Consider the following 18,962-nt stretch of genomic DNA (forward strand, 5'->3'; position numbering starts at 1 on the left):
GGGCCGTCCGCTACTTGATGGGCTTGAGGTCGAAGTCGATGTACTCGGCGGCGTCCTCGGGGTTGGCGAACATGATGGTCTTGTCGTCCATGTGCACCATGCGGCCGTAGTGGGTGGACATGCTCTCTTCGAACTCCGCCGCGCTGAACCAGCCTTCTTCCTCGCCGGCCGCCTCGTCCATCTCGCCGTAGTCGAGCACCATGGTGCCGACCGCGTCGACGCGGATCATCGAGGGCAACGGGGTGACGGTCACGTTCTCCTTGGGCGCCATCACCTGGGCGATGATCGCGCCGACCTGGTTGTTCATCAGGGTGAACCCGCACATGTTCGACGCGGTGTTGTCGGACTTGAACGGGCTTTCCGATGTCTTGTACGTGGTCACTGGCTCAGCTCCTTCGGCGCCTGCAGGCCGAGGTCGGACAGGATTCCGGCGAACCGGCTCTTGGCGCGGTCGAGACCGTCCTCGAAGCGCGGCGGGCGCGCGTCGGGCTGCGACCACAGCGGCTGCATCGCGCGGGCCGCGGCGATGCACTTGGGCACCCAGTCCGACAGCCACTGCTGCATGATCTTCTTGTTGTGGTCGGCGAACTCCTTGTCGTCGACCAGCAAGCGGAACATCGGCTTGGTGTAGCGCAGGTCGCGCTCGGCGTAGTCGTACTCGGCCGCGCCCACCAGCGTCGGTGTCACGAAGTCGCCGTTGGCGGGGGCGGCCTGCTGCACCAGGTTGCTGCGGAACAACTCGCCGACCAGCGGCTCGAAGACCACGTTGGCCGCGAAGATCGCCTCGCACCAGTCCCAGACACCGGTCAGCTGCTCGGCGGTCTCGTGCACGCCCGCCCACGCCGGGTCGTCGTTCCAGGTGGACAGGTGCGCAGTGCCGTCGAAGCCCTCGATCTCCTCGGTGAGGGTCAGGTTGTACAGCGCCAGGTCCTGGGCGGACCGGATGCGGTGCATGCTGTTCACCGAGATGGCGTTGTTGTGCATGTTCGTCGGTGCGCGCCGGTTGGCGTTGGCGAACAAGTACAAGCCGAGGCCGTGGTCGACGTGCATCCAAGCGCCGACGTGCCGGGCGACGAAGTCGACCCAGTTCTGGTTCCACTGCTCGAACGCCTTGGCCTGCCGCGCGGCCTCGACGTTCTGGTTGAGCTGGCGGACCACGTTCGCGTTGTACCGGTAGAGGGTGAGCTCCCACTCCTCGTTCGGGTCGCGGAACTCGTGCCAGCCGTGGGCGGGCCACTCGTAGCCCTGGCCGCCGGAGCCGGGACCACGTTCGGGGACCGGCCGGTCGCTGCCCCAGGCCTTGAGCACCGTCCACTCGAGCGGGTAACCGCCCTTGCCGTCGGCGAAGCCGTACAGCCAGCCCTGGCTCAGGTAGTGGCGCGGGTCGGGCTGGACCTCGACCGTCACGTCCTCGTAGTGGCTCTGCTTGCGCTTCTGCGCCTTGAAGTAGTTGTACTGGCGGGAGTTCGAGTCCGGGAACACCTTGGCGCCGGCCTCCGCGTCGGTGAACTCCGGCTTGGGAACGCTTCGTTCTGACGTCGCTGTCATCGGCGGATTCCTTCTCTCGGGCCTACTCGTCCGCGGGCTACGCCTGCGGGCCGCCGCCCTGTTCGCTGTCGCTGCTGGTGGTGAACTTGTCGTAGAAGACGCGCTTTTCGGCCACACCGAGCTGAGGCAGCAACGCGAGCGCGGCCTCGACCATCGGCGGCGGCCCGCACACGTACGCGTCCGCCCCCTTGAGGTCGCCCGTCAGCCTCTTCACCACGTCGGTGATGAGGCCGACCTCGCCGTCCCAGTCCTCGTCGTCCGGTTCGGACAGTGCGGGCACGAACGTGAAGTTCGGCAGCCGTTCGGCCAGGGCGGTGAGCTCTTCGGTGAAGCACAGGTCCTTGCGCCGGCGCGCGCCGTAGAAGTACGTCGCGGGACGATCGATGCCCCGCTCGGCCATCGCCCGCAGCAACGACAGGATGGGAGCCATCCCGGCGCCACCACCGACGAAGACCAGCGGCGCGTCCGGCGCGTCGCGCAAGGTGAAGACCCCGAACGGCCCGGTGATCTCGAGCTTGTCACCGACCTGGACCTTCGCGTCGAGAAAGTGGGAGAAGAGCCCATCGGGGTAGATCTTGATGACGAACTCGAGCTTCCCACCGTCCGAAGTGGAGATGTTGGCCATCGAGAACGACCGGGTGTGCTCCGTGCCGGGGACCGTGAAATCCACGTACTGGCCCGGGAAGAACCGCATCGACGTCGGCTCGATCAGCCGCACCACCAGGTGGCGCATGTCGTGCGTGACGCTCTCGTTGGACACCACTTCGACCGTCGAGTTCTGGATCGGCAGGCCGGAACGGATCATGTCCTCGTCGTAGTTGAGGAGTTCGATCGTGAGGTCCTCGTAGGCGTGCGCCCGGCACAGCAGCGTGTAGCCCTCCTCCTTCTCGAAATCCGGCAACGCGAACGTCGAATACCGGTCATGCTCGACATCGTCGCCCTCGAGCAGGAACGACTTGCACGCCGCGCACTGGCCTTCCTTGCACCCGTGCATCAACATGACGCCCTGCTCGGCGGCCGCGCGCAGGATCGTCTGCTCCTCCGCGACCTCGATCTCGATTCCGACCGGTTCGAACCGGACGACGTGCTTGTCCGCCACCGTTTCCTCGCTCCCAACTCGTCGGCCAACGCCTTGCGCACAGAAATCCGTGGGATCCGGGCGCCGCCGCCGAGGGCTCCGGTGACCAGCCGGAGCCCTCCGCGACGCGCCCCCATGGATCGCCCGTCAGGCGGTGGCCCTCGCCGGCCGGCCCGCGGGACCTTGGCGGTTGTAGTCCGCCACGAACGCCGCACGCTGCTCGTCGTTCATCTCGTTGAGCAGCACGTTCGGGCTCTGCAGCGGTGGGCAGCGCCGCAGGTGGTCCAGGGTCCACATCTTCTTGGGGTCGAGGTTCAGGTGCGGCTGGGCGACAAGGGTCTTGCCGTCGTCGCGCACGAAACCCATGTCCGACACCACATCGGCCCAGTTCCAGCCGTGGTAGAGCGTCTCCCACTCACGCGACCCGATGAGCTTGCCCATGTTCGGCGTGTTGCGGCCCATGTAGGTGGGCCGGAACGCCTCGGCGTCGGTCCACCGGCAGGCCTCGTGGCAGTACGTCCGCCACTGCCCGTCCACCTTGTCCATGACCATGTCCTCGCGGACCAGGCACGGCACCATGCACGTCCAGCAACGGTGCGGGTAGACGTAGTCGACGTCCTCGAGCGCGATCGGGTTGTGACCGTTCGGCGTGGCGAGGCGGTTGTAGTTCTCCCACCACTTGCCGTACTTGTCGTACCAGCCCGGGTACTTGTACTCGAACCACTCGAAGTCCTTGTCCGTCATCCCGTCGATCCGCCAGTAGTTGGCGAGCCAGCCGGTGGCGAAGAACTGGGCGACTTCGTGGACGTAGCCCTTGTTCCAGATCTGGTTCCACGCCTCTTCGATCAGGTCGTGGGGGATCACGAGGCCGTACTTCTCCAGCGGCACGAGGTAGCTGCGGTAGTAGTCGTCGTAGATCCACCGACGCCACATCTCCGCGTAGGACTCGCGATCCTTGCGGCGGTCCTTCGTGCCGTACTCGATGAAGGTGCCGATCGCCGCGTCGACCACGCGGTGGTTGTTCCACCACGCGTAGCGCAGGTCCCGCTCCAGCAGTTGGTGGTTGCTCTCGTCGGAGAGCGCCATCAACAGCGTGGCGTACCCGTTGCTGATGTGCCGGGACTCGTCGGACTGGACCGAGTGGAACACCGTCGGCAGCAGGTAGTCGCCGTTGGCGGCCGCTTCGGCCGGCATGGCGACGAACAGGGTGTTCGTGAACGCGGTCTCCGCGACGATCGTGAGGTAGATGCTCGCGGCGGTGATCGCGTCACCGGTGATGAAGCCCTCGGCGAACTGGCGGCCGATGGTGCCGCAGTAGTCGCTCTGGAAGTTGCGCAGGCTCGAGTTGAAGCCCGCGGGATCGATGTAGTTGTTCATGTACAGGCGCTTGAGGTTCTGCTGGATCGTCGAGTGCCGGACCTCGTCGATCATCTGGATCGCCTGGCCGTTGTGCAGCTCCGGGTTCGGAACCGTGCGGAACAGCAACGGCATCGCCCGCGCCGCGGAGATCTCCGGCAACGGAATGATGGAAAGGAAGAGCTTCTGCCATTCCAGCCAGCGCTCTTGCACCTGCCGGAACATGTTGCCGCGAATGGCGCCGTCTTCGGCGCCGTACACGCGGTGATCCTTTTCTTCCTGCATCGGGAAGTAAGACCGCAAAACCTGCTTCAGCGGGTCTTTCTTCTGGGCCTTGTGGAAGGTGTAATCGGTGCCGTAGTGGGAAACCGGCTCATGGTAAGCGGGTTCCCACGACAGTTCTTGGATCTTCTGGTGGGCCTTTGCGACACTCTGACGGCTCATGTCTTCTCCTAACCGGACCACGCAGGCCGTGACTGATTCCCCCACGCCCGGCCGATCCCGTGGGTTCACTCGCGGTCCCGTCCGTCGATTACACCCAACCTCGAGCCGTCTGCGAGTCTCAATATGGAACAACCACTCACGGCTCAGCTCTCGGGCAACTGATGTGCTCTCATCTGGGCGAGCGTGTGCTGGATATCCAAAGACACGCGCGCGTCTCCTTGGTTGTCCGGAGTGATCCCCAAGGCCCGGAGAAGATCGGCGGCGGCCTCACCCGGATGGCCGCCGGCGCCGAACGTCGGGTGCAGCCCGACGTCGGCGAGGTGCTCGAAGACCACGTTCACCACGGTCCACGGGTTGTATGTTTCAAACGACTGCTGATCGTCCATCGTCCACCTCGATTTCCGACGATTTCCCTCCATTAGAGCCACCGCGCGTGACCGTGGGTGTCTCAACTTGAGACATCGGGTCGCGGCGCAACGGTTTAGTCTGAATGTCCCCGTGACCTCGACGAGGAGATCGCAGTGGATGACACAGCGTGGAAGGCCGGTCCGATGCTTCGGCGTCGTCTCGTTCCCGCTGACGACGACGACCTCGCCGACATCAGGGTCCAGTTCCTGTCCGCGGAGCGGTTCGACGACGACCGCGTCCGCGACCCGATCCTGGCGTCGTGGTGGCGCTCGCGTGAGCTCAAGGTGCCCGCCGACCGGATAGACCTGCCCTACATCGACTCCCGGGACTACGAAACGCCGCTCATCCGCAGCGCCAGGCCCGTTTTGCGCAGGCTCGGCGAGCAGCTCGACGGTCAGCCGATCAGCATCATCCTGACCGATCCGACCGGCGTGGTGCTGCTGCAGGACACCGGCGACACCGACCTGCACCGCAAGCTCGAGCGCGTCGACCTGGTGCCCGGTTTCAGCTACGGGGAGAAGTTCGTCGGCACGAACGGCATCGGCACCGCGCTCGCGGAGAACCAGCCCGTGCACGTCTTCGGGCACGAGCACTACGCGGAGAACCTCGAGAACCTGGCGTGCGCCGGGGTGCCCGTGAGACACCCTGTCTCAGGCAAGACGATCGGGGCCATCGACCTCACGTGCTGGCGCAAGGACGCCGGGCGGCTGCTCATGGCGCTGGCCCGCTCCACCGCCGACCAGATCCGCCAGGCGCTGCTCAACTACGGCGACGCGCGCGAGCTGGCCCTGTTCCGCGCCTACCTGGCGGCCTGCCGCCGGACGATGGGCATGGTCATGGCCTTCGACGAGGAGGCCGTGGTGGTCAACGACCGCGCGCGCCAGCTGCTCGACCCCGTCGACCAGTCCGCCATCATCGGTCAAGGTACAACGGCCCTGCGCGAAGGCCGGCGCGATACGACGGTCACGCTCGCGACCGGCACCAAGGTCGCCGTGCGGTGCCGTCCCATCGCCGGGCGCGACGCGCACGGGGTCACCGGCGGCGTGCTCATCGTCGACTTCCTCGACTCCGAGCAGGACGTGGCCGAGCTCGGCGGTCCGGTGCTGCCGATGTTCCTGCCGGGTACGGTCGGCTCGGCGTCGACGTGGCTGCGGTGCTGCCACCAGGTCGACACCGCGTACGGCCGCGGCGAGTGGTCGATCCTCGCCGGTGAGGCCGGCGTGGGCAAGCACGCCATCGCCCGGGGCGTGCACCAGCGCCGCAACCCGCTCGCGCGCATGCACGTGCTGGACATGGCCTCGATCCGCCCGGACCGGATGCGCGAGCACCTGCGCCACGAGCTGGTCGACGACCCGGTCGGCACCCTGGTGATCCGGCACGCGCACCGCCTGGGCGCCGACGCCATGACCGAGGTGGCCGACGAGCTGCGCAACGTCGTGGAGAACCGGACCGGCCGCCTGCCGTGGGTCGCCCTGACCGCGGAGGCGTCGGCGGAGCTGCCCGACGACCTGCGTGCCCTCTTCCCGCTGACCATCGAGGTGCCGCCGCTGCGCAGGCACATCGAGGACCTGCCGGAGATCGTGCCGCTGATGCTGAACCGGCTGTGCCCGGGTGCGCCGCTGACCTGCTCCCCCGCGGCGATGCACCTGCTGAGCCGGGCCTCGTGGCCCGGCAACGTGGCGCAGCTCTACCTGGTGCTCAAGCAGGTCACCCAGCACCGCCGGGCCGGCACGATCATGCCCGCTGACCTGCCCGCCGAGTTCCGCACGGCGCCGCGGCGCCCGTTGAACCGGATCGAGTCGGTGGAGCGCGACGCCATCGTGCGCGGTCTGGAAGACGCCGGCGGGAACAAGGTGCGGGCGGCGAAGCTGCTGGGCATGTCCCGCGCCACCATCTACCGCAAGATCCACAACTACGGCATCGTCGTCCCGGCGCGCTAGGGGCATGGATCGGGCCGCGGGGGCCGCCCGACGGCACCGATCAGGTTGCCACGGTGTGCAGAACCACCTCGCCGAGCCGGCCTCCGGACACGTCGACGGTCATGTACGTGTGGTGGGGCTGGCGCCGCCGGTCGGTCGGCGAGCCGGGGTTGAGCAGGCGCAGGCCGGTGTCCGCCGTGGTGTCCCACGGGATGTGGCTGTGGCCGAAGACCAGGACCTCCGCGTCCGGGTAAGCCGCCGCGCACCGGGCTTCCCGGCCCTTGGCCGGACCCGTCTCGTGCACCACGGCGAACCGGACGCCCTCGAGTTCGGCCGTGGCCACCTCCGGCAGCCGGGCCCGCAGCGACGGCCCGTCGTTGTTGCCGTACACGCCGATCACCCTGCGGCAGCGGCGTTCCAGCTCGTCGAGCAGGCGCACGTCGACCCAGTCACCCGCGTGGACCACGGCGTCCGCCGCCTCGGCCTGCGCCCACACCGGCGCGGGCATGTCCCTGGCCCGCTTGGGAACGTGCGTGTCGGCGATCAGCAGCAGTCGCATCAGCGGATCCACGCCGGCAACGGCTCCGTTGCCTCGAGCCACTTCGCGGGGATGTGGTGGTCTCCCGCCGCCAGCACGCCGGCAACGATGGCACCGACGGTGTCCACGTCCTCGGCTCGCTGCGCGACCGTCCACAGTGCTTCCTCGAAGCTGGTGTGGTGCCGGGCGGCGATCCACAACGCGAACGGCACCGTGTCGTGCGCGGCCATCTCGCGCCCGGTGCCCAGCCGCGCGGCCGCCACCCGCACCGGCGCGTTCAGCAGGGCCACGGCGGACTCCACCCCCGTGCGAACCTGGCCCGGCGGCACCAACGGGATCACACCCCGCAGCAGCGCCTCGCCGCCGAGGTTCGGCGTGACCGCGCGCAACGACGCGGCCACGGCGACCGCCACCGCGCCGGCGACCCCCTCGAAGTAGGCGTGCGTGACCTCGGCGGACTGTTCGGCCTCCCGCAGCACCCGAGGCAGGTCCGGGCCGTGGAACGCGCCGAGCGGGGCCACGCGCATCGCCGCGCCGTTGCCCCACGACCCGCCCTTGAACGCGTTGACGGCGAGCTCGCGCCACGACCCGCCGCCGCGGAACTGGTTCAGCAGGCGCTCGGTGCCGGAGCCGTAGCCGCGGTCGGCGTCGTAGTGCTCGACGAAGGACGCGGCGAGCGCGTCCTGGTCGATGCGCCCGTGGCGGCAGAGCACGGCGTAGATCGAGCAGGCCATCTCGGTGTCGTCGGTCCAACCCCACGGCGCGGGCGGCGGCTTGCGGGCCACGACGTCGGGGTGGTCGCCGGGCAGCCCGAACTGCGCCCCGAACGCGTCCCCGACGGCCAGGCCGCGAAGGCTGGCCAACGCTTGTTCCACAGTCACCGCGTGAGCCTACCAATTGCATTTCTGAATTCGATTGACGGCCACTGCCGTTGTCGGTCATGATGAATTCACACCAATGAGAGAGGCAGTGATGACGAGCACTCGCAAGCACGAGGCGTGGCGGCAGAACCCTGTCGCGGCGTTCGTCGTCGCGTGCTCGCCGACAAGCTGCCCCAGGCCCTTCACCATGCCGTTCACCAGCCACGAAACGAACACCTGCTCCCCACCATGACCTGACGGTCGTGATCACGGGAGCCGCCCATCGCCGAAAGCGATCCGGGCGGCTTCTTCTATTTCGTGCGCCCGAGAATTGCTCGTTGACAATTTCATGAAACAAGGCCGATGGGACTGCTGGCTAGGTCACCGCTCTTTCACAGCGGAGGACCGGGATCGATACCCGGGTCGGCTGCGTGTCACCGGCCGGGGCGTCGCAGGGGGCGGCCGGTGACCACCAACGGGTGCGAGGGAGACGGCAACCCATCCGCTTCGGGCGCGGAAGACACCACGTTCGACTCGTGGGCATCCGACGTTCATGGCTCTCCGGGTCGACGCGGCAGAGCACCGGGTCCTGGCCGGTGCCGGCACCCGGTGGCCGGTGACCTCAGAACGGGGGCGGCCCGAGGATCTCGATCGCGCCGGTCGCCACGGCCGCGGCGCGTACCCGGTCGAAGTCGACCGGGTACGGCTGGTCGCCGGGGCGAGCGGGTTCGCTTGCGTGCCGGTAGAAGGCGCCGCCACCACCGGGGGTCTGCAGGCACAGCATCCGCGCCGCGGCGGCGACCTTGAAGGCGTGCGGGAGGCCACGCGGCATGATCACGATGCCGCCGGCGCCGAGCGTGTGCTGCTCGCCGTCGACGTGCAGGAGGATCTCGCCTTCAAGCATGTAGAACGTCTCGTCCGCGTCGGGGTGCCGGTGCAGCGGCGTCACCTTCCCCACGTCGAGTCGGTCTTCGAACATCAGGAACGCGCCGCCGGTCTCCTGCTCGGTGGCCTTCAGCGTGTGCAATCCACCGCCGCAGAACCACCGTTGTTCGCCCTCGCCGCTCTGGCGCACCGTCGCAGTCAAGGTCTTCATGTCGGCTTCTCTCAGTTTCGTGGGACTCAAGTCCCATGATGAAACTACGGTACCGTGAGCAGCGTGTCAACGCAGTACGAGCAGACCGGACGAACACGGCAGAAGGCGCGCACCCGCGACGCCCTGGTCGCGGCCGCGCGTGAGCTGGTGACGCGCGGCGGGTCGCCCCCGACGGTCGAGGACGCGGCAGCGGCGGCACGCATCTCACGCACCACCGCCTACCGGTACTTCCCCAACCAGAAGGCACTCCTCGTCGCGGCCCACCCGGAGACCGAGACCAAGTCCCTCCTGCCGCCCGACGCCGGCGATGACCCCGAAGACCGGATCCTGTCCGCGGTCAAGGCGTTCATCCAGCTGGTGCTGGAAACCGAGCAGCAACAGCGCACGATGTTGCGGCTCTCCCTCGAACCGGACGCCGCCGCCCGCGAGCTGCCCCTGCGGCGAGGCCGGGCGATCGCCTGGTTCGAAGACGCGCTCGAACCACTTCGGCAGCAGCTGACCGACGCCGGCGTGCACCGTCTCGCCGTGGCCATCCGCAGCGCCGTCGGCATCGAGTCGCTGGTCTGGCTCACCGACGTCGCCGGCCTCGCCCGCGACGAAGCCGCCGAACTCATGCAATCGTCGGCGCTGGCCCTGCTCCGCCACAGCCGCCCCTGAGCTGCCACCACCGCGAACAGGTGGAGGTCGGTCAGACGGTCACCGCCTGCGCGCCACGCAAGGCCAGGTAGCCGTCCTCCAGTGTCGGGCCGAGCGGCTCCGCTTCCGGGGACGGCGGCGCGGGCGCGACCACCCGGTACCGCACGCCGTGCGCGTCGGGCAGCGCCGAGACGACCACCCCGCCCGCCGGTTCGGGCCCGGACATCAGCACCGACCACACGCGTCCCTCCGCGCGCGCGGTCAGCTCGGCGACCGTGCCGCGGAAGAGCGACTTCCCCTTGTCCAGCACGGCGAGCTCGCGGCACGTCTGCGCGATGTCCTCGACGATGTGCGTGGACAACAACACGGTCCGGTCCCCCGCCAGGCGCGCCAGCAGGGTGCGGAAGCGGATGCGTTCCTCCGGGTCGAGCCCGGCGGTCGGCTCGTCCACGATCAGCAGCCGCGGGTCGTTGAGCAACGCCTGCGCGATGCCGACGCGCCGCCGCATCCCGCCGGAGAAACCTTTGAGTTTGCGCTTCGCCGCGTCGGCCAGGGCCACGACCTCGAGCAGCTCGGCCACCCGGCGCCGGCGCGCGGCCCGGCTGTCGATGCCCTTGAGCAGGGCGATGTAGTCGAGGAACTCGGCGGCGGTCAGGTCGGGGTACACGCCGAGGTCCTGCGGCAGGTACCCGAGCAGGCGCTTGACCGCGGTGCGCCCGGCGGCGGTGCCCAGGTCGTAGTCGTCGACCAGCACCCGCCCCGCCGAGGGCCGCAGCAGCCCGGCGAGGATGCGCATCAGCGTCGTCTTGCCCGCGCCGTTCGCGCCGAGCAGGCCGAACATGCCGGTCGGCACGGTGAGGGTGAGGTCGTCGAGCGCGCGCGTGCCGCCCGGGTAGGTCTTGGTCAGGTCGGTGATCGTGATGTGCACGGTGTTCTCCCTATCGGGCGGTGCGGGCGAGCAGCGCGCGAGCGCCGCTGAGGGCCAGGGCGGTGGCGGCGGCCAGCACGCCGAGGGCGAGCCACGCGGTCACCGCGGACGGGTCAGGACGCAGGAAGTTCAGTGCGGCGCCGTCCACGCGGCCCGCGAGGTCGCCGTCCTCGGCGTGCAGGAGCGCGCGCATGAGGTAGCCGTTGACGGGCGTGAACAGCGTGCCGTTCAACGTGGGCAGCAGGCTCGGGTAGACCAGGGTGGACCAGAACCAGTAGCCGACGAACAGCACGCGGAACAGCGGTGTCGGCATCACCAGCGGGCAGAGCATCGCGAACGCGCCGACGAACAGCAACGCGGGCAGCATGACCGTGACGACCAGCAGGCCGGACGCCCCGAGCGCGGTCGCGTCGCCGTGCCGGATCGCGTAGGCGCCGACCAGCAGCAGGTAGCTGCCGACCACGGGGATCGCGGTGGCGGCGCACGAGCCGAGGAACTTGCCGACGAGCCGGACGCCGAGGCCACCGGGCGTGGCGTCGAGCAGGCTCCGCACGCCGAGGCGGTCGTCGCGGACCAGCCGGTCGGCGACCAGGCAGCCGAACCCGACCGGGAGCAGCGCCATCGTCAGGCGCGCCGCCCGCACGGCCGCCTCCTCGCCGTCGTCGATGGCGAGGACCAGGTGGATCACGTTGGTGGCGACGGCCGTGAGCAGGGCCAGCGCGCCGATGGTCACCCACACCGACACCTTGCGCAGCTGCATCCGCAGCTCGTAGCCGAACGCCGCGCGGAACGCGGTCATCCTTCCTCCCCCTTCAGCAGGTGTTCCGGGCGCGCGAGCACACCCCAGGCCGCGAGGAGCAGGGCGGCGCCGAGGGCGAGCAGCACGGCCCGGTTGGCCAGCCACGCGCCGGGATCGGCCGTGCGGCGGGCGAACAGGTTGAGCAGCTCGAGTGGGCTCGACCCACGCAGGGTGTCGCCGATCATCAGCTCGACGAGCCACACGCCGGACACGAGCCCGGCGGCCAGCGCCGCCGTGCGCGACAGCGCCGCGACCAGGAACCCGAGGCCGCCGAGCGCGAGCGACGGAGCCAGCCACGTGAGCTGGCCGGCCACCGGGTCCGGCGCCGACGGCAGCCGGTACCACCAGCCGGACGCGACCACGGCGACGGTAGCGACCACGGCCACCACGGCCGCCCACCCGGCGGCGAGGAGCAGCCGGCGCAGCAGCGTGGCCCGGTATTCGCGGACCACGCTGAGCTGCAGCTCGGCCACCGGGTCGCGGCCGATCAGCGACCCGGCGACGACGCCGACCGCGAGCGGGATGCCCATGGCCAGCACGTCGTGGAAGGTGCGTGCGGTCGAGGCGTCGTCCTGCGTGCCGAACGACTGCAGCACGGCGAGCAGTGCCACGAGCGCGGCCGCGGCGGGCGGCGTCACCAGCGCCGCCCAGCCGATGCGGCGCAGCTCGTGCCGCCACAGATCCAGTGGTGTCATGCCGGATTGGTAGCGGCGGGACGCGATCAGGTTCATTTCTCAGGCCGCCGACGGGTACCGGTAGGCGCGCCCGACCACCACGACGGTCGCGGCGAGCAGCGCGGCGGCGAGCACGCCGGACACGAAGTTGGTGGCCCACAACACCTTCACCGCGTTCGCCACGGGGACGAACCACCGGGTGTCGAGCGCGAGCGAGGGCACCAGCAGCCGGGCCAGCCACAGGGCCAGCCCGACGGTGAACGCCGCGGTGGTGCCCACGGCGACGGCCAGCAGCAGGCACAACGACGACAGCAGGGCCATCGGGCCGAGCCACGCACCGATCAACGCGGCCAGCCCGGACGTGTCCAGGCCCAGGGCGACCAACGCGAGCGACGCGCCGAGCGCGAGCACCAGGTCGTAGCCGAACACCAACGCCACGCGCGCCACGAGCACCGTGCGGGGCGAGGTCGCGGTGGCCGCCGTCAGCTCCAGCCCGGGATCGCGCTCCGGCCCGCAGACCCCGGCAATGCCGGCCGCGGCAACGAACGGCGCGATCATCGCCAGCACCGATTCGGACAGGCCGCCCTGGCGCAACGGGATCAACACCAGGACCCCGAACGCCATCACGAACGCGGACGCCAGCCACACGGACACCCGGATCAGGCGCATCTGCGCGGTCAGCAGCTGGGCGGCGAACCACAAGTGACCATGCCGGCGGCGGACGAGCTCCGGCTCGCCGGCCGCCCGGCGCAGCATCGCGGACACGGCATCGGCCGGCGGCGGGCCGGGCCGCAGTGCGTCCTGAATGGACTGCCAGAACTCGCTCATCGTTGCGTCCCCTCCAACTCGGCGAGGGCGTGCACCAGCGCCGCGCGGGCGTGGTGCAGGCGGCTCTTCACGGTGCCGACCGGCACCCCGACCACGTCGGCGATCTCGGCCTGGCTCAGCTCGGCGACGAACGCCAGCACCACCACCTCGCGGTGCCGCAGGCCCAACCGGGCGACGGCGGCCAGCACCTGGTCGCGGTCCAGGCGCACCAAGGCCAGCTCCTCCGGGCCCGCGGCCGGCTCGGCCACGTCCGGTACGTCGTCGAGCGCGGTCTCGGCCGGGCGCACCGACCGCAGCCGGTTGTGGGCCTGACGACGGGCGATGCCGTAGAGCCAGGTGCGCACCTGAGCGCGGCCCTCGAACCGCTCGGCGCCCCGCCACACCGCGAGCAAGGTGTCCTGCAGGATCTCCTCGGCGAGCATCCGATCACCGGCCAGGCGCTGCAGGAACCCGAACAAGCCCTCGGCGTGCCTGCGGTACAACGCCGTCAACGCGTCGGCCTCGCCCCGCGCGACCCGGCGCAGCAAGACCTCGTCCGTTCCACGCACCGGCCACCTCCCCTCGGTGGTGAGTAGCAGAGGACGGCGGGGAGGTTCACCGAACTCTCAGCGGCCTCTCAGCCGAACGCCCGGCGGTACTCGCGTGGTGTGAGGTGCCTGCTGCGGCGGAACCGCCGGTTGAAGTTGGCGAGGTTCGCGAACCCGCAGGCGTGGGCGATGTCGGCGATCGGGCGGTCGGTGCCGGTCAGCGCGCGGCTCGCGGCGCCGACCCGCACCTCGGTCAGGTACTCGGTCAGGGTCGTGCCCATCTGGCGGCGCATCAGCCTGCTGACCGACGACGGCGACATGCCGACAGCCGCGGCGATGTCGTTGCGGGACAAGGGTTCGGCGTAGTGGGTGTCGAGGTGGCCGATCACCGCGCTGAGCGCGTCGGCCGACGCCGTGGAGATCGACCGGGAGCTCGCCGTGCTCGCCAGCGGGGCGAGCGAGGGGTCTTCTGCCAACTCGGTGAGCAGGTCCAGCAGGGCGACGGTCTGCCGTGCGCCGTCCAGCTCCGCCAGGCGCCGCGCGGCCGCCAGTACGGGCGCGGTGCCGGTCACCCCGCGGGCCGACTGGGCGAGCATCGCCCGGACCGCACCGAACTCCGGCCCCTCGGTCAGCCGCTCGACCCAGGCGGCGGGGAACTGCGCGACGCAGGCCTCGTGCGGACCGTCGGCTGCCGTCGCCGCGTAGGTGTGCGGCAGCCGCGGCCCGAACAACGCGACGTCGCCGGGCTCGTAGGGCGCGACGTGGTCGCCGACGAACCGCCGGCCGCGACCCGCCGTGATCACGGTCAACTCGTAGTAGTCGTGCGCGTGCCAGGTGAACGGGAACTCCGGCGCCTCGCGGACGTGGAACGCCCAGGCGCGGCCCGCCTTCAGTGGGATGAACTCGACAGCAGCACGCACGGATCGACACGGTAGTCGGCAAATGGGGTCACACCAGTACCAGTTCGGGCGCCCCCGCGCACTAGCTCGCGGTGCCCGTGACGGCCAGCCTGGAGTTCCGACCGCCGAGCACCAGGGGGACCGATGACCAGCGCGACCGTCGACGTCGACTCCGCGTACCCGCTGACCAGCGCCCACGTCGAGGCGCTCGACCGACAGGGCTTCGTCCGCCTCTCGAACCTGCTCAGCCCGCCGACCGTCGCCCACTTCGAGCCGACGATCACCGAGCGGGTACTGGCGCTGAACGCCATGCACCTGCCGATGGACGAGCGGGACACCTACGACCGGGCGTTCCTGCAGGTGACCAACCTGTGGCAGCACGACGACCGGGTGCGGCGGCTGGTCTTCTCCCCCAGGCTCGCCCGCGCGGCCGCCGAACTGCTCGGCGTCGACGCCGTGCGGCTCTACCACGACCAGGCGCTGTACAAGGAGCCCGGCGGCGGGATCACGCCGTGGCACGCCGACCAGTACTACTGGCCGTTCGCCTCCGACCGGACGATCACCGTGTGGATCCCGTTGCAGGACACCCCACGCGAACTCGGTTCGCTGGAGTTCGCGCGCGGCAGCCACCACTTCTCCCACGGCCGCGACCTGCCGATCGGCGACGAGTCCGAGCAGGCGCTGCAGGAGGAGCTGGCCGCGCGTGGGTTCGAAGTGGACAGTGCGCCGTACGCGCTCGGCGACGCCAGCTTCCACCTCGGCTGGACCTTCCACCGGGCAGGCCCGAACCGCTCGACCACCCCGCGCCGCGTGATGACGATCATCTACGTGGACGCCGACGCCGTGGTGAGCGAACCGGTCAACGACTCGCAGCGCAACGACCTGACCACCTGGCTCGGCGGGACGGCCGTGGGCAGCGTGCCGGAGACCGAGCTGAACCCGGTTCTGTACCGCGCCTAGCCCTTCACCGCGCCCTTCGCGCCTTCGAGGATCTGGCGCTGCAGCAACAGGAAGAACACGACGATGGGCACCAGCGACAGCAGCGTGCCCGCGGACAGCGTGCGGGTGTCGGTGCCGGAGATGCCGGTCAGGTAGGCGATGCCGAGCGCGATCGGGTACTTGGTGTCATCGTTGAGCACGACCAGCGGCCACAGGAAGTCGTTCCAGATGAAGATGAACCCGAAGATCGCGGAGATCGCCAGCGTCGGGCGGACCACGGGGAGCATCACCGTCCAGAACACCCGCCACTCGCCGCAGCCGTCCAGCCGGGCCGCCTCGCCGAGTTCGGCCGGCACCGCCGCGAAAGCCTGGCGCAGCAGGAAAACCCCGAACGCGCTGAGCACGCCGGGCAGGATGACCCCGGCGTAGGTGTTGGTCAGCCCGAGCTGGTTCGCCACCAGGAACCGCGGGATCAGCATCAGCTCGGCGGGCACGAACATCGTCGACAGGATCGCGAAGAACATGACTTTGCTGCCGCGAAAGGACGCGGTGGCCAGCGGGTACGCGGTCATCGCGCTGATCAGGACGAACAGCGGCACTCCACCGAGCACGTAGAGCAGCGAGTTGAGCAGGTAGCGCGGGAACGGGATCTGCGTCCACGCGTTGTGCAGCCACGTCAGCACCGGCGGCCGCGGGATCAGGCTCGGCGGGAACGAGTACACGTCCTGGGTCGGCGCCTTGAAGGCGGTGGCGAGCAGGAACAGGAACGGCCACACGAAGACGACGGCGATGGCGGCCAGCAGCAGGTAGACGCCGATCCGCCGGACCGTCCACCGCGCGCCGCGCCGGCGGCGGAGCACCTGGCGCTCGCTCATGGCGTGTTCGCCTGCTTCCCGTTGGTGAGCCGGTGGTTCACCAGTGCGAGCGCGATCAGGATCGCCCACACGACGACCCCCGCGGCGCTGGCGTAGCCGAACCGGTAGTGCTGGAACGCCTGCGACCACACGAAATAACCGGCCGTCGTGGTGTGGTCGTTCGGGCCGCCCTGGGTGAGCACATAGACGGAGGTGAAGACCTGCAAGGCGTTGACCATCTCGATGGCGAGCGCCACGGCCATGAACGGGCGCATCAACGGCAGCGTCACCCGGGTGAACCGCTGCCACGCGCCCGCCCCGTCGATCTCCGCGGCCTCGTACAGGTCGCCCGGGATCGCCTGCAGACCCGCGAGGTAGATCATCATGTACGTGCCGATGCCCTTCCAGCCCTCGACCAGGATCACCGACGCCAGGGCCCAGTGCGGGTCGAGCAGGAAGTGGATCGGCGCGTCGGACAGGCCGAGGGTGGCGACGAGCCAGTTGAGCACGCCCTTGTCGGCGAACACGTAGTTCCAGGCCACCGCGACGGTGATCATCGACGTGATCACCGGCAGGAAGTAGACGGCCCGGAAGACCTGGATGCCGCGCAGCTTGCGGTTGACCAGGATGGCGAGCCAGAGCGGGATCGCCACCGAGAACGGCAGCAGCCCGACCATCACGATCAACGAGTGGCCGAGGGCAGCGAGGAACACCTCGTCGTGGAAGAGCTCCGTGTAGTTGGCGAACCCGACCACGTGCAACGGGTTGACGATGCTGTAGTCGGTGAACGACGCCTCGACGGCTTCGACGGCGGGCCAGGCGAAGAAGACCACGAACAACGCGAGACCCGGCAGCAGGAAGAGGTACGGCACGAAGGGGCTGCGCCCGACGACCTGGCCGAACGACACCGGCTTCGCGGCCGCGCGGCGCACCGCGACCGGGACCTCCGCCGGCGCCGCGGGCGTGGCAGCCACCTGCGTGCTGTCGCTCACCAGGGCTGCCTCCGGCGGTGGGATGGGTGCCGCGCGCGGCCGGGCGGTCGAGGAGAACCGGCTCTCCGGACCCGCCCATGATCTGCGTGGCTCGTGACGGCTGTCAAGGACACCGAGTCCAGATAGGACCCGATCCGAAGTGTGACGACGCGGGCACGATCAGCTCGGCACCCCTGCTCAACCGGCACGCCAAGAACTCCTTGACATCGCTGCGTTCTCCGCTAGCTTTGACCGAAACAGCCTTTTGTGCGGTGCCTAAATTTCGCTCCCTGGGCGAGAGAGGGAGGACCCCGTGCGGATCACCAGCCACCAGCGCCGAGGCCGCCGGTCGTTACTCGGGTTCGTCGCTCCCCTGGTCCTCGCCGCGGTCGCGGCACTGGCCACGAGCTGCGTCTCCGGCCCGAGCGACGCGGGCGGGTCCGGCGCCGGCGCCGCGGACGAAGGCGACATCACGTTCTGGACGATCAACCTGAAGAAGAACTTCGGCAGCTACATCACCGGGTTGATCGACAGCTACCAGAAGAGCCACCCGAAGGTGCACGTCACCTGGGTGGACGTGCCGGGCAAGGACATCGCCACCAAGTTCCTCTCGTCGGTGGCCAGCGGCGACGTGCCCGACGTGGTGAACATCGACTCGGCCAACCTCGGCCGGTTCGCCGACCAGATGGTCGACCTGGGCAAGTTCGTCCAGCCGAACGAGCTGGCCGACTACCAGCCCGGCTTGCTGAACTCGTTGCGCCCCAACGGATCGCTCATCGCCTTGCCTTGGTACAACGGCGGCGCCCCGGTCGGGGTCTACAACATGTCGATCATGTCGAAGGTCGGCTTCGACCCGGCGAACCCGCCGAAGAACTACGACGAGGTGCTGGCGCTCGGCCAGCAGGTGTACGACAAGACCAAGGTCTACGGCACCAACTCGATCCCCAGCTACGTCAACGGCGAGACCGCGGTGTTGAGCTACGAGGGCATCCCGATGCTGACGCCGGACAAGAAGAAGGCCGCGTTCGACACGCCAGCCGCGGTCGCCGTGCTGAACAAGTTCAAGAAGGCCTACGACAGCCACGCGATCGCCCCCGGCGCCATCTCCGCGGACACCCGCAACTTCCCGCAGAGCCTGGACAACCAGCAGATCGCGTTCGTGCCCGACGGCTACCCGTTCGTGCTCACGTCGCTGGAGAACAACTCGCCGACGGTCTACAAGAACCTCGCCATCACCAAGCCGCCGACGACCAAGGACGGCAAGTACCTGTTGCTCGGCCAGCAGACCCTCGCCGTGCCCGCCCGGTCCCAGCACCAGGCGGCGGCGGCCGCGTTCGCCAAGTTCGTCACCAACGGCGCGAACCAGCTCGCCTTCTGCAAGCTGGTGGCGATCTACCCGTCGACGGTGTCGACCACCAAGGACGCGTTCTTCACCGACAAGACCGACACCTCGCCGATCGGCAAGGCACGCCAGCTGATCGTGTCCGAGCTGCCCAACCTGGTCGACGGCCAGCTCGGCTCCGGCAAGGACGCCGAGCTCAGCGACGCGCTGAGCAAACAGGTCCGCGCGTTCATGCAGGGCTCGGTCAGCGCCGACCAGGCGCTCGCCACCGCCGCCGACGCCTGGAACAAGGCCCTGAGTGGTCAATGAACCCAGGGC

General features: G+C 69.5%; 20 protein-coding genes. 4 read left to right on the forward strand and 16 right to left on the reverse strand.

Going from position 1 to position 18,962, the window contains the following annotated elements:
* Positions 1 to 10: 10 nt before the first annotated feature.
* The 5 genes from mimD to EV186_RS26885 form a co-directional block, all read right to left on the reverse strand.
* Positions 11 to 382 carry a propane 2-monooxygenase effector subunit MimD gene (mimD, locus tag EV186_RS26865; protein WP_133852242.1) on the reverse strand — a complete coding sequence of 124 codons (372 nt, stop codon included), beginning with the start codon at positions 380 to 382 and terminating at the stop codon, positions 11 to 13.
* Positions 379 to 1,548 (reverse strand): ferritin family protein, encoded by a 1,170-nt coding sequence (locus EV186_RS26870; protein WP_133852243.1) that lies wholly within the window; start codon positions 1,546 to 1,548, stop codon positions 379 to 381. Before EV186_RS26870 ends, mimD begins: the two co-directional genes overlap by 4 nt.
* A 37-nt stretch (positions 1,549 to 1,585) precedes the next feature.
* Complete coding sequence (locus EV186_RS26875; protein ID WP_133852244.1) at positions 1,586 to 2,647, reverse strand: NADH:ubiquinone reductase (Na(+)-transporting) subunit F; 1,062 nt, start codon at positions 2,645 to 2,647, stop codon at positions 1,586 to 1,588.
* A gap of 126 nt (positions 2,648 to 2,773) precedes the next feature.
* Positions 2,774 to 4,426: a ferritin family protein gene (locus EV186_RS26880; protein WP_133852245.1), complete on the reverse strand. Its 1,653-nt coding sequence runs from the start codon at positions 4,424 to 4,426 to the stop codon at positions 2,774 to 2,776.
* A 143-nt stretch (positions 4,427 to 4,569) separates the two neighbouring features.
* Complete coding sequence (locus EV186_RS26885) at positions 4,570 to 4,812, reverse strand: hypothetical protein (protein ID WP_133852246.1); 243 nt, start codon at positions 4,810 to 4,812, stop codon at positions 4,570 to 4,572.
* Between the two features lie 135 nt (positions 4,813 to 4,947).
* Here EV186_RS26885 and EV186_RS26890 point away from each other — a divergent pair, with 135 nt between their 5' ends.
* Entirely contained in the window at positions 4,948 to 6,774 is a 1,827-nt protein-coding gene (locus EV186_RS26890) for a sigma-54-dependent Fis family transcriptional regulator (protein WP_341815486.1), read from the forward strand.
* Between the two features lie 40 nt (positions 6,775 to 6,814).
* Here the strand turns inward: EV186_RS26890 and EV186_RS26895 are convergent, their stop codons facing one another.
* From EV186_RS26895 to EV186_RS26905, 3 genes are all read right to left on the reverse strand, one after another.
* Positions 6,815 to 7,312 (reverse strand): metallophosphoesterase family protein, encoded by a 498-nt coding sequence (locus EV186_RS26895; protein WP_133852247.1) that lies wholly within the window; start codon positions 7,310 to 7,312, stop codon positions 6,815 to 6,817.
* On the reverse strand, positions 7,312 to 8,172 hold the full coding sequence (locus EV186_RS26900; RefSeq protein ID WP_133852248.1) for an ADP-ribosylglycohydrolase family protein: 861 nt from the start codon (positions 8,170 to 8,172) through the stop codon (positions 7,312 to 7,314). The genes EV186_RS26895 and EV186_RS26900 overlap by 1 nt, the downstream gene beginning before the upstream one ends.
* A gap of 601 nt (positions 8,173 to 8,773) precedes the next feature.
* On the reverse strand, positions 8,774 to 9,247 hold the full coding sequence (locus tag EV186_RS26905; RefSeq protein WP_133852249.1) for a cupin domain-containing protein: 474 nt from the start codon (positions 9,245 to 9,247) through the stop codon (positions 8,774 to 8,776).
* Between the two features lie 63 nt (positions 9,248 to 9,310).
* Here EV186_RS26905 and EV186_RS26910 point away from each other — a divergent pair, with 63 nt between their 5' ends.
* Positions 9,311 to 9,904: a TetR/AcrR family transcriptional regulator gene (locus tag EV186_RS26910; RefSeq protein ID WP_133852250.1), complete on the forward strand. Its 594-nt coding sequence runs from the start codon at positions 9,311 to 9,313 to the stop codon at positions 9,902 to 9,904.
* Positions 9,905 to 9,935: 31 nt separating this feature from the next.
* Here EV186_RS26910 and EV186_RS26915 read toward each other — a convergent pair whose 3' ends face one another.
* The 6 genes from EV186_RS26915 to EV186_RS26940 form a co-directional block, all read right to left on the reverse strand.
* Entirely contained in the window at positions 9,936 to 10,811 is an 876-nt protein-coding gene (locus EV186_RS26915) for an ABC transporter ATP-binding protein (RefSeq protein WP_133852251.1), read from the reverse strand.
* Positions 10,812 to 10,821: 10 nt separating this feature from the next.
* Positions 10,822 to 11,610 carry a hypothetical protein gene (locus EV186_RS26920; RefSeq protein ID WP_133852252.1) on the reverse strand — a complete coding sequence of 263 codons (789 nt, stop codon included), beginning with the start codon at positions 11,608 to 11,610 and terminating at the stop codon, positions 10,822 to 10,824.
* Complete coding sequence (locus EV186_RS26925; RefSeq protein WP_133852253.1) at positions 11,607 to 12,305, reverse strand: hypothetical protein; 699 nt, start codon at positions 12,303 to 12,305, stop codon at positions 11,607 to 11,609. Before EV186_RS26925 ends, EV186_RS26920 begins: the two co-directional genes overlap by 4 nt.
* Before the next feature lie 39 nt (positions 12,306 to 12,344).
* Positions 12,345 to 13,112 (reverse strand): hypothetical protein, encoded by a 768-nt coding sequence (locus tag EV186_RS26930; protein WP_133852254.1) that lies wholly within the window; start codon positions 13,110 to 13,112, stop codon positions 12,345 to 12,347.
* The gene (locus tag EV186_RS26935) at positions 13,109 to 13,660 is read right to left on the reverse strand and encodes an RNA polymerase sigma factor (protein WP_166659349.1); all 552 of its coding nucleotides are present in this window, start codon (positions 13,658 to 13,660) and stop codon (positions 13,109 to 13,111) included. Before EV186_RS26935 ends, EV186_RS26930 begins: the two co-directional genes overlap by 4 nt.
* 68 nt (positions 13,661 to 13,728) lie before the next feature.
* Positions 13,729 to 14,559: a helix-turn-helix domain-containing protein gene (locus EV186_RS26940; RefSeq protein WP_166659350.1), complete on the reverse strand. Its 831-nt coding sequence runs from the start codon at positions 14,557 to 14,559 to the stop codon at positions 13,729 to 13,731.
* 123 nt (positions 14,560 to 14,682) lie between these two features.
* Here EV186_RS26940 and EV186_RS26945 point away from each other — a divergent pair, with 123 nt between their 5' ends.
* Positions 14,683 to 15,498, forward strand: coding sequence for a phytanoyl-CoA dioxygenase family protein (locus EV186_RS26945; protein WP_133852257.1), 816 nt, complete (start codon positions 14,683 to 14,685; stop codon positions 15,496 to 15,498).
* Here EV186_RS26945 and EV186_RS26950 read toward each other — a convergent pair.
* Together EV186_RS26950 and EV186_RS26955 are read right to left on the reverse strand one after the other, a co-directional pair.
* Positions 15,495 to 16,352, reverse strand: coding sequence for a carbohydrate ABC transporter permease (locus EV186_RS26950; protein ID WP_133852258.1), 858 nt, complete (start codon positions 16,350 to 16,352; stop codon positions 15,495 to 15,497). The genes EV186_RS26945 and EV186_RS26950 overlap by 4 nt on opposite strands.
* Positions 16,349 to 17,323 carry a carbohydrate ABC transporter permease gene (locus tag EV186_RS26955; protein ID WP_208115811.1) on the reverse strand — a complete coding sequence of 325 codons (975 nt, stop codon included), beginning with the start codon at positions 17,321 to 17,323 and terminating at the stop codon, positions 16,349 to 16,351. The genes EV186_RS26950 and EV186_RS26955 overlap by 4 nt, the downstream gene beginning before the upstream one ends.
* A 292-nt stretch (positions 17,324 to 17,615) precedes the next feature.
* Between EV186_RS26955 and EV186_RS26960 the strand changes: the two genes are divergently transcribed.
* Positions 17,616 to 18,953 carry an ABC transporter substrate-binding protein gene (locus tag EV186_RS26960; protein WP_166659351.1) on the forward strand — a complete coding sequence of 446 codons (1,338 nt, stop codon included), beginning with the start codon at positions 17,616 to 17,618 and terminating at the stop codon, positions 18,951 to 18,953.
* Positions 18,954 to 18,962: the final 9 nt, after the last annotated feature.

The sequence above is a fragment of the Labedaea rhizosphaerae genome (assembly GCF_004362825.1).
In the GTDB taxonomy this organism is placed as follows: Bacteria; Actinomycetota; Actinomycetes; order Mycobacteriales; family Pseudonocardiaceae; genus Labedaea; species Labedaea rhizosphaerae.

Bases quoted from the DNA above. Each gene is read 5' to 3' on its own strand.
- EV186_RS26905 (WP_133852249.1), bottom strand. From the start codon at position 9,247: ATGAAGACCTTGACTGCGACGGTGCGCCAGAGCGGCGAGGGCGAACAA.
- EV186_RS26945 (WP_133852257.1), top strand. From the start codon at position 14,683: ATGACCAGCGCGACCGTCGACGTCGACTCCGCGTACCCGCTGACCAGC.
- EV186_RS26870 (WP_133852243.1), bottom strand. From the start codon at position 1,548: ATGACAGCGACGTCAGAACGAAGCGTTCCCAAGCCGGAGTTCACCGAC.
- EV186_RS26885 (WP_133852246.1), bottom strand. From the start codon at position 4,812: ATGGACGATCAGCAGTCGTTTGAAACATACAACCCGTGGACCGTGGTG.
- EV186_RS26920 (WP_133852252.1), bottom strand. From the start codon at position 11,610: ATGACCGCGTTCCGCGCGGCGTTCGGCTACGAGCTGCGGATGCAGCTG.
- EV186_RS26880 (WP_133852245.1), bottom strand. From the start codon at position 4,426: ATGAGCCGTCAGAGTGTCGCAAAGGCCCACCAGAAGATCCAAGAACTG.
- EV186_RS26950 (WP_133852258.1), bottom strand. From the start codon at position 16,352: ATGAGCGAGCGCCAGGTGCTCCGCCGCCGGCGCGGCGCGCGGTGGACG.
- EV186_RS26930 (WP_133852254.1), bottom strand. From the start codon at position 13,112: ATGAGCGAGTTCTGGCAGTCCATTCAGGACGCACTGCGGCCCGGCCCG.
- EV186_RS26895 (WP_133852247.1), bottom strand. From the start codon at position 7,312: ATGCGACTGCTGCTGATCGCCGACACGCACGTTCCCAAGCGGGCCAGG.
- EV186_RS26925 (WP_133852253.1), bottom strand. From the start codon at position 12,305: ATGACACCACTGGATCTGTGGCGGCACGAGCTGCGCCGCATCGGCTGG.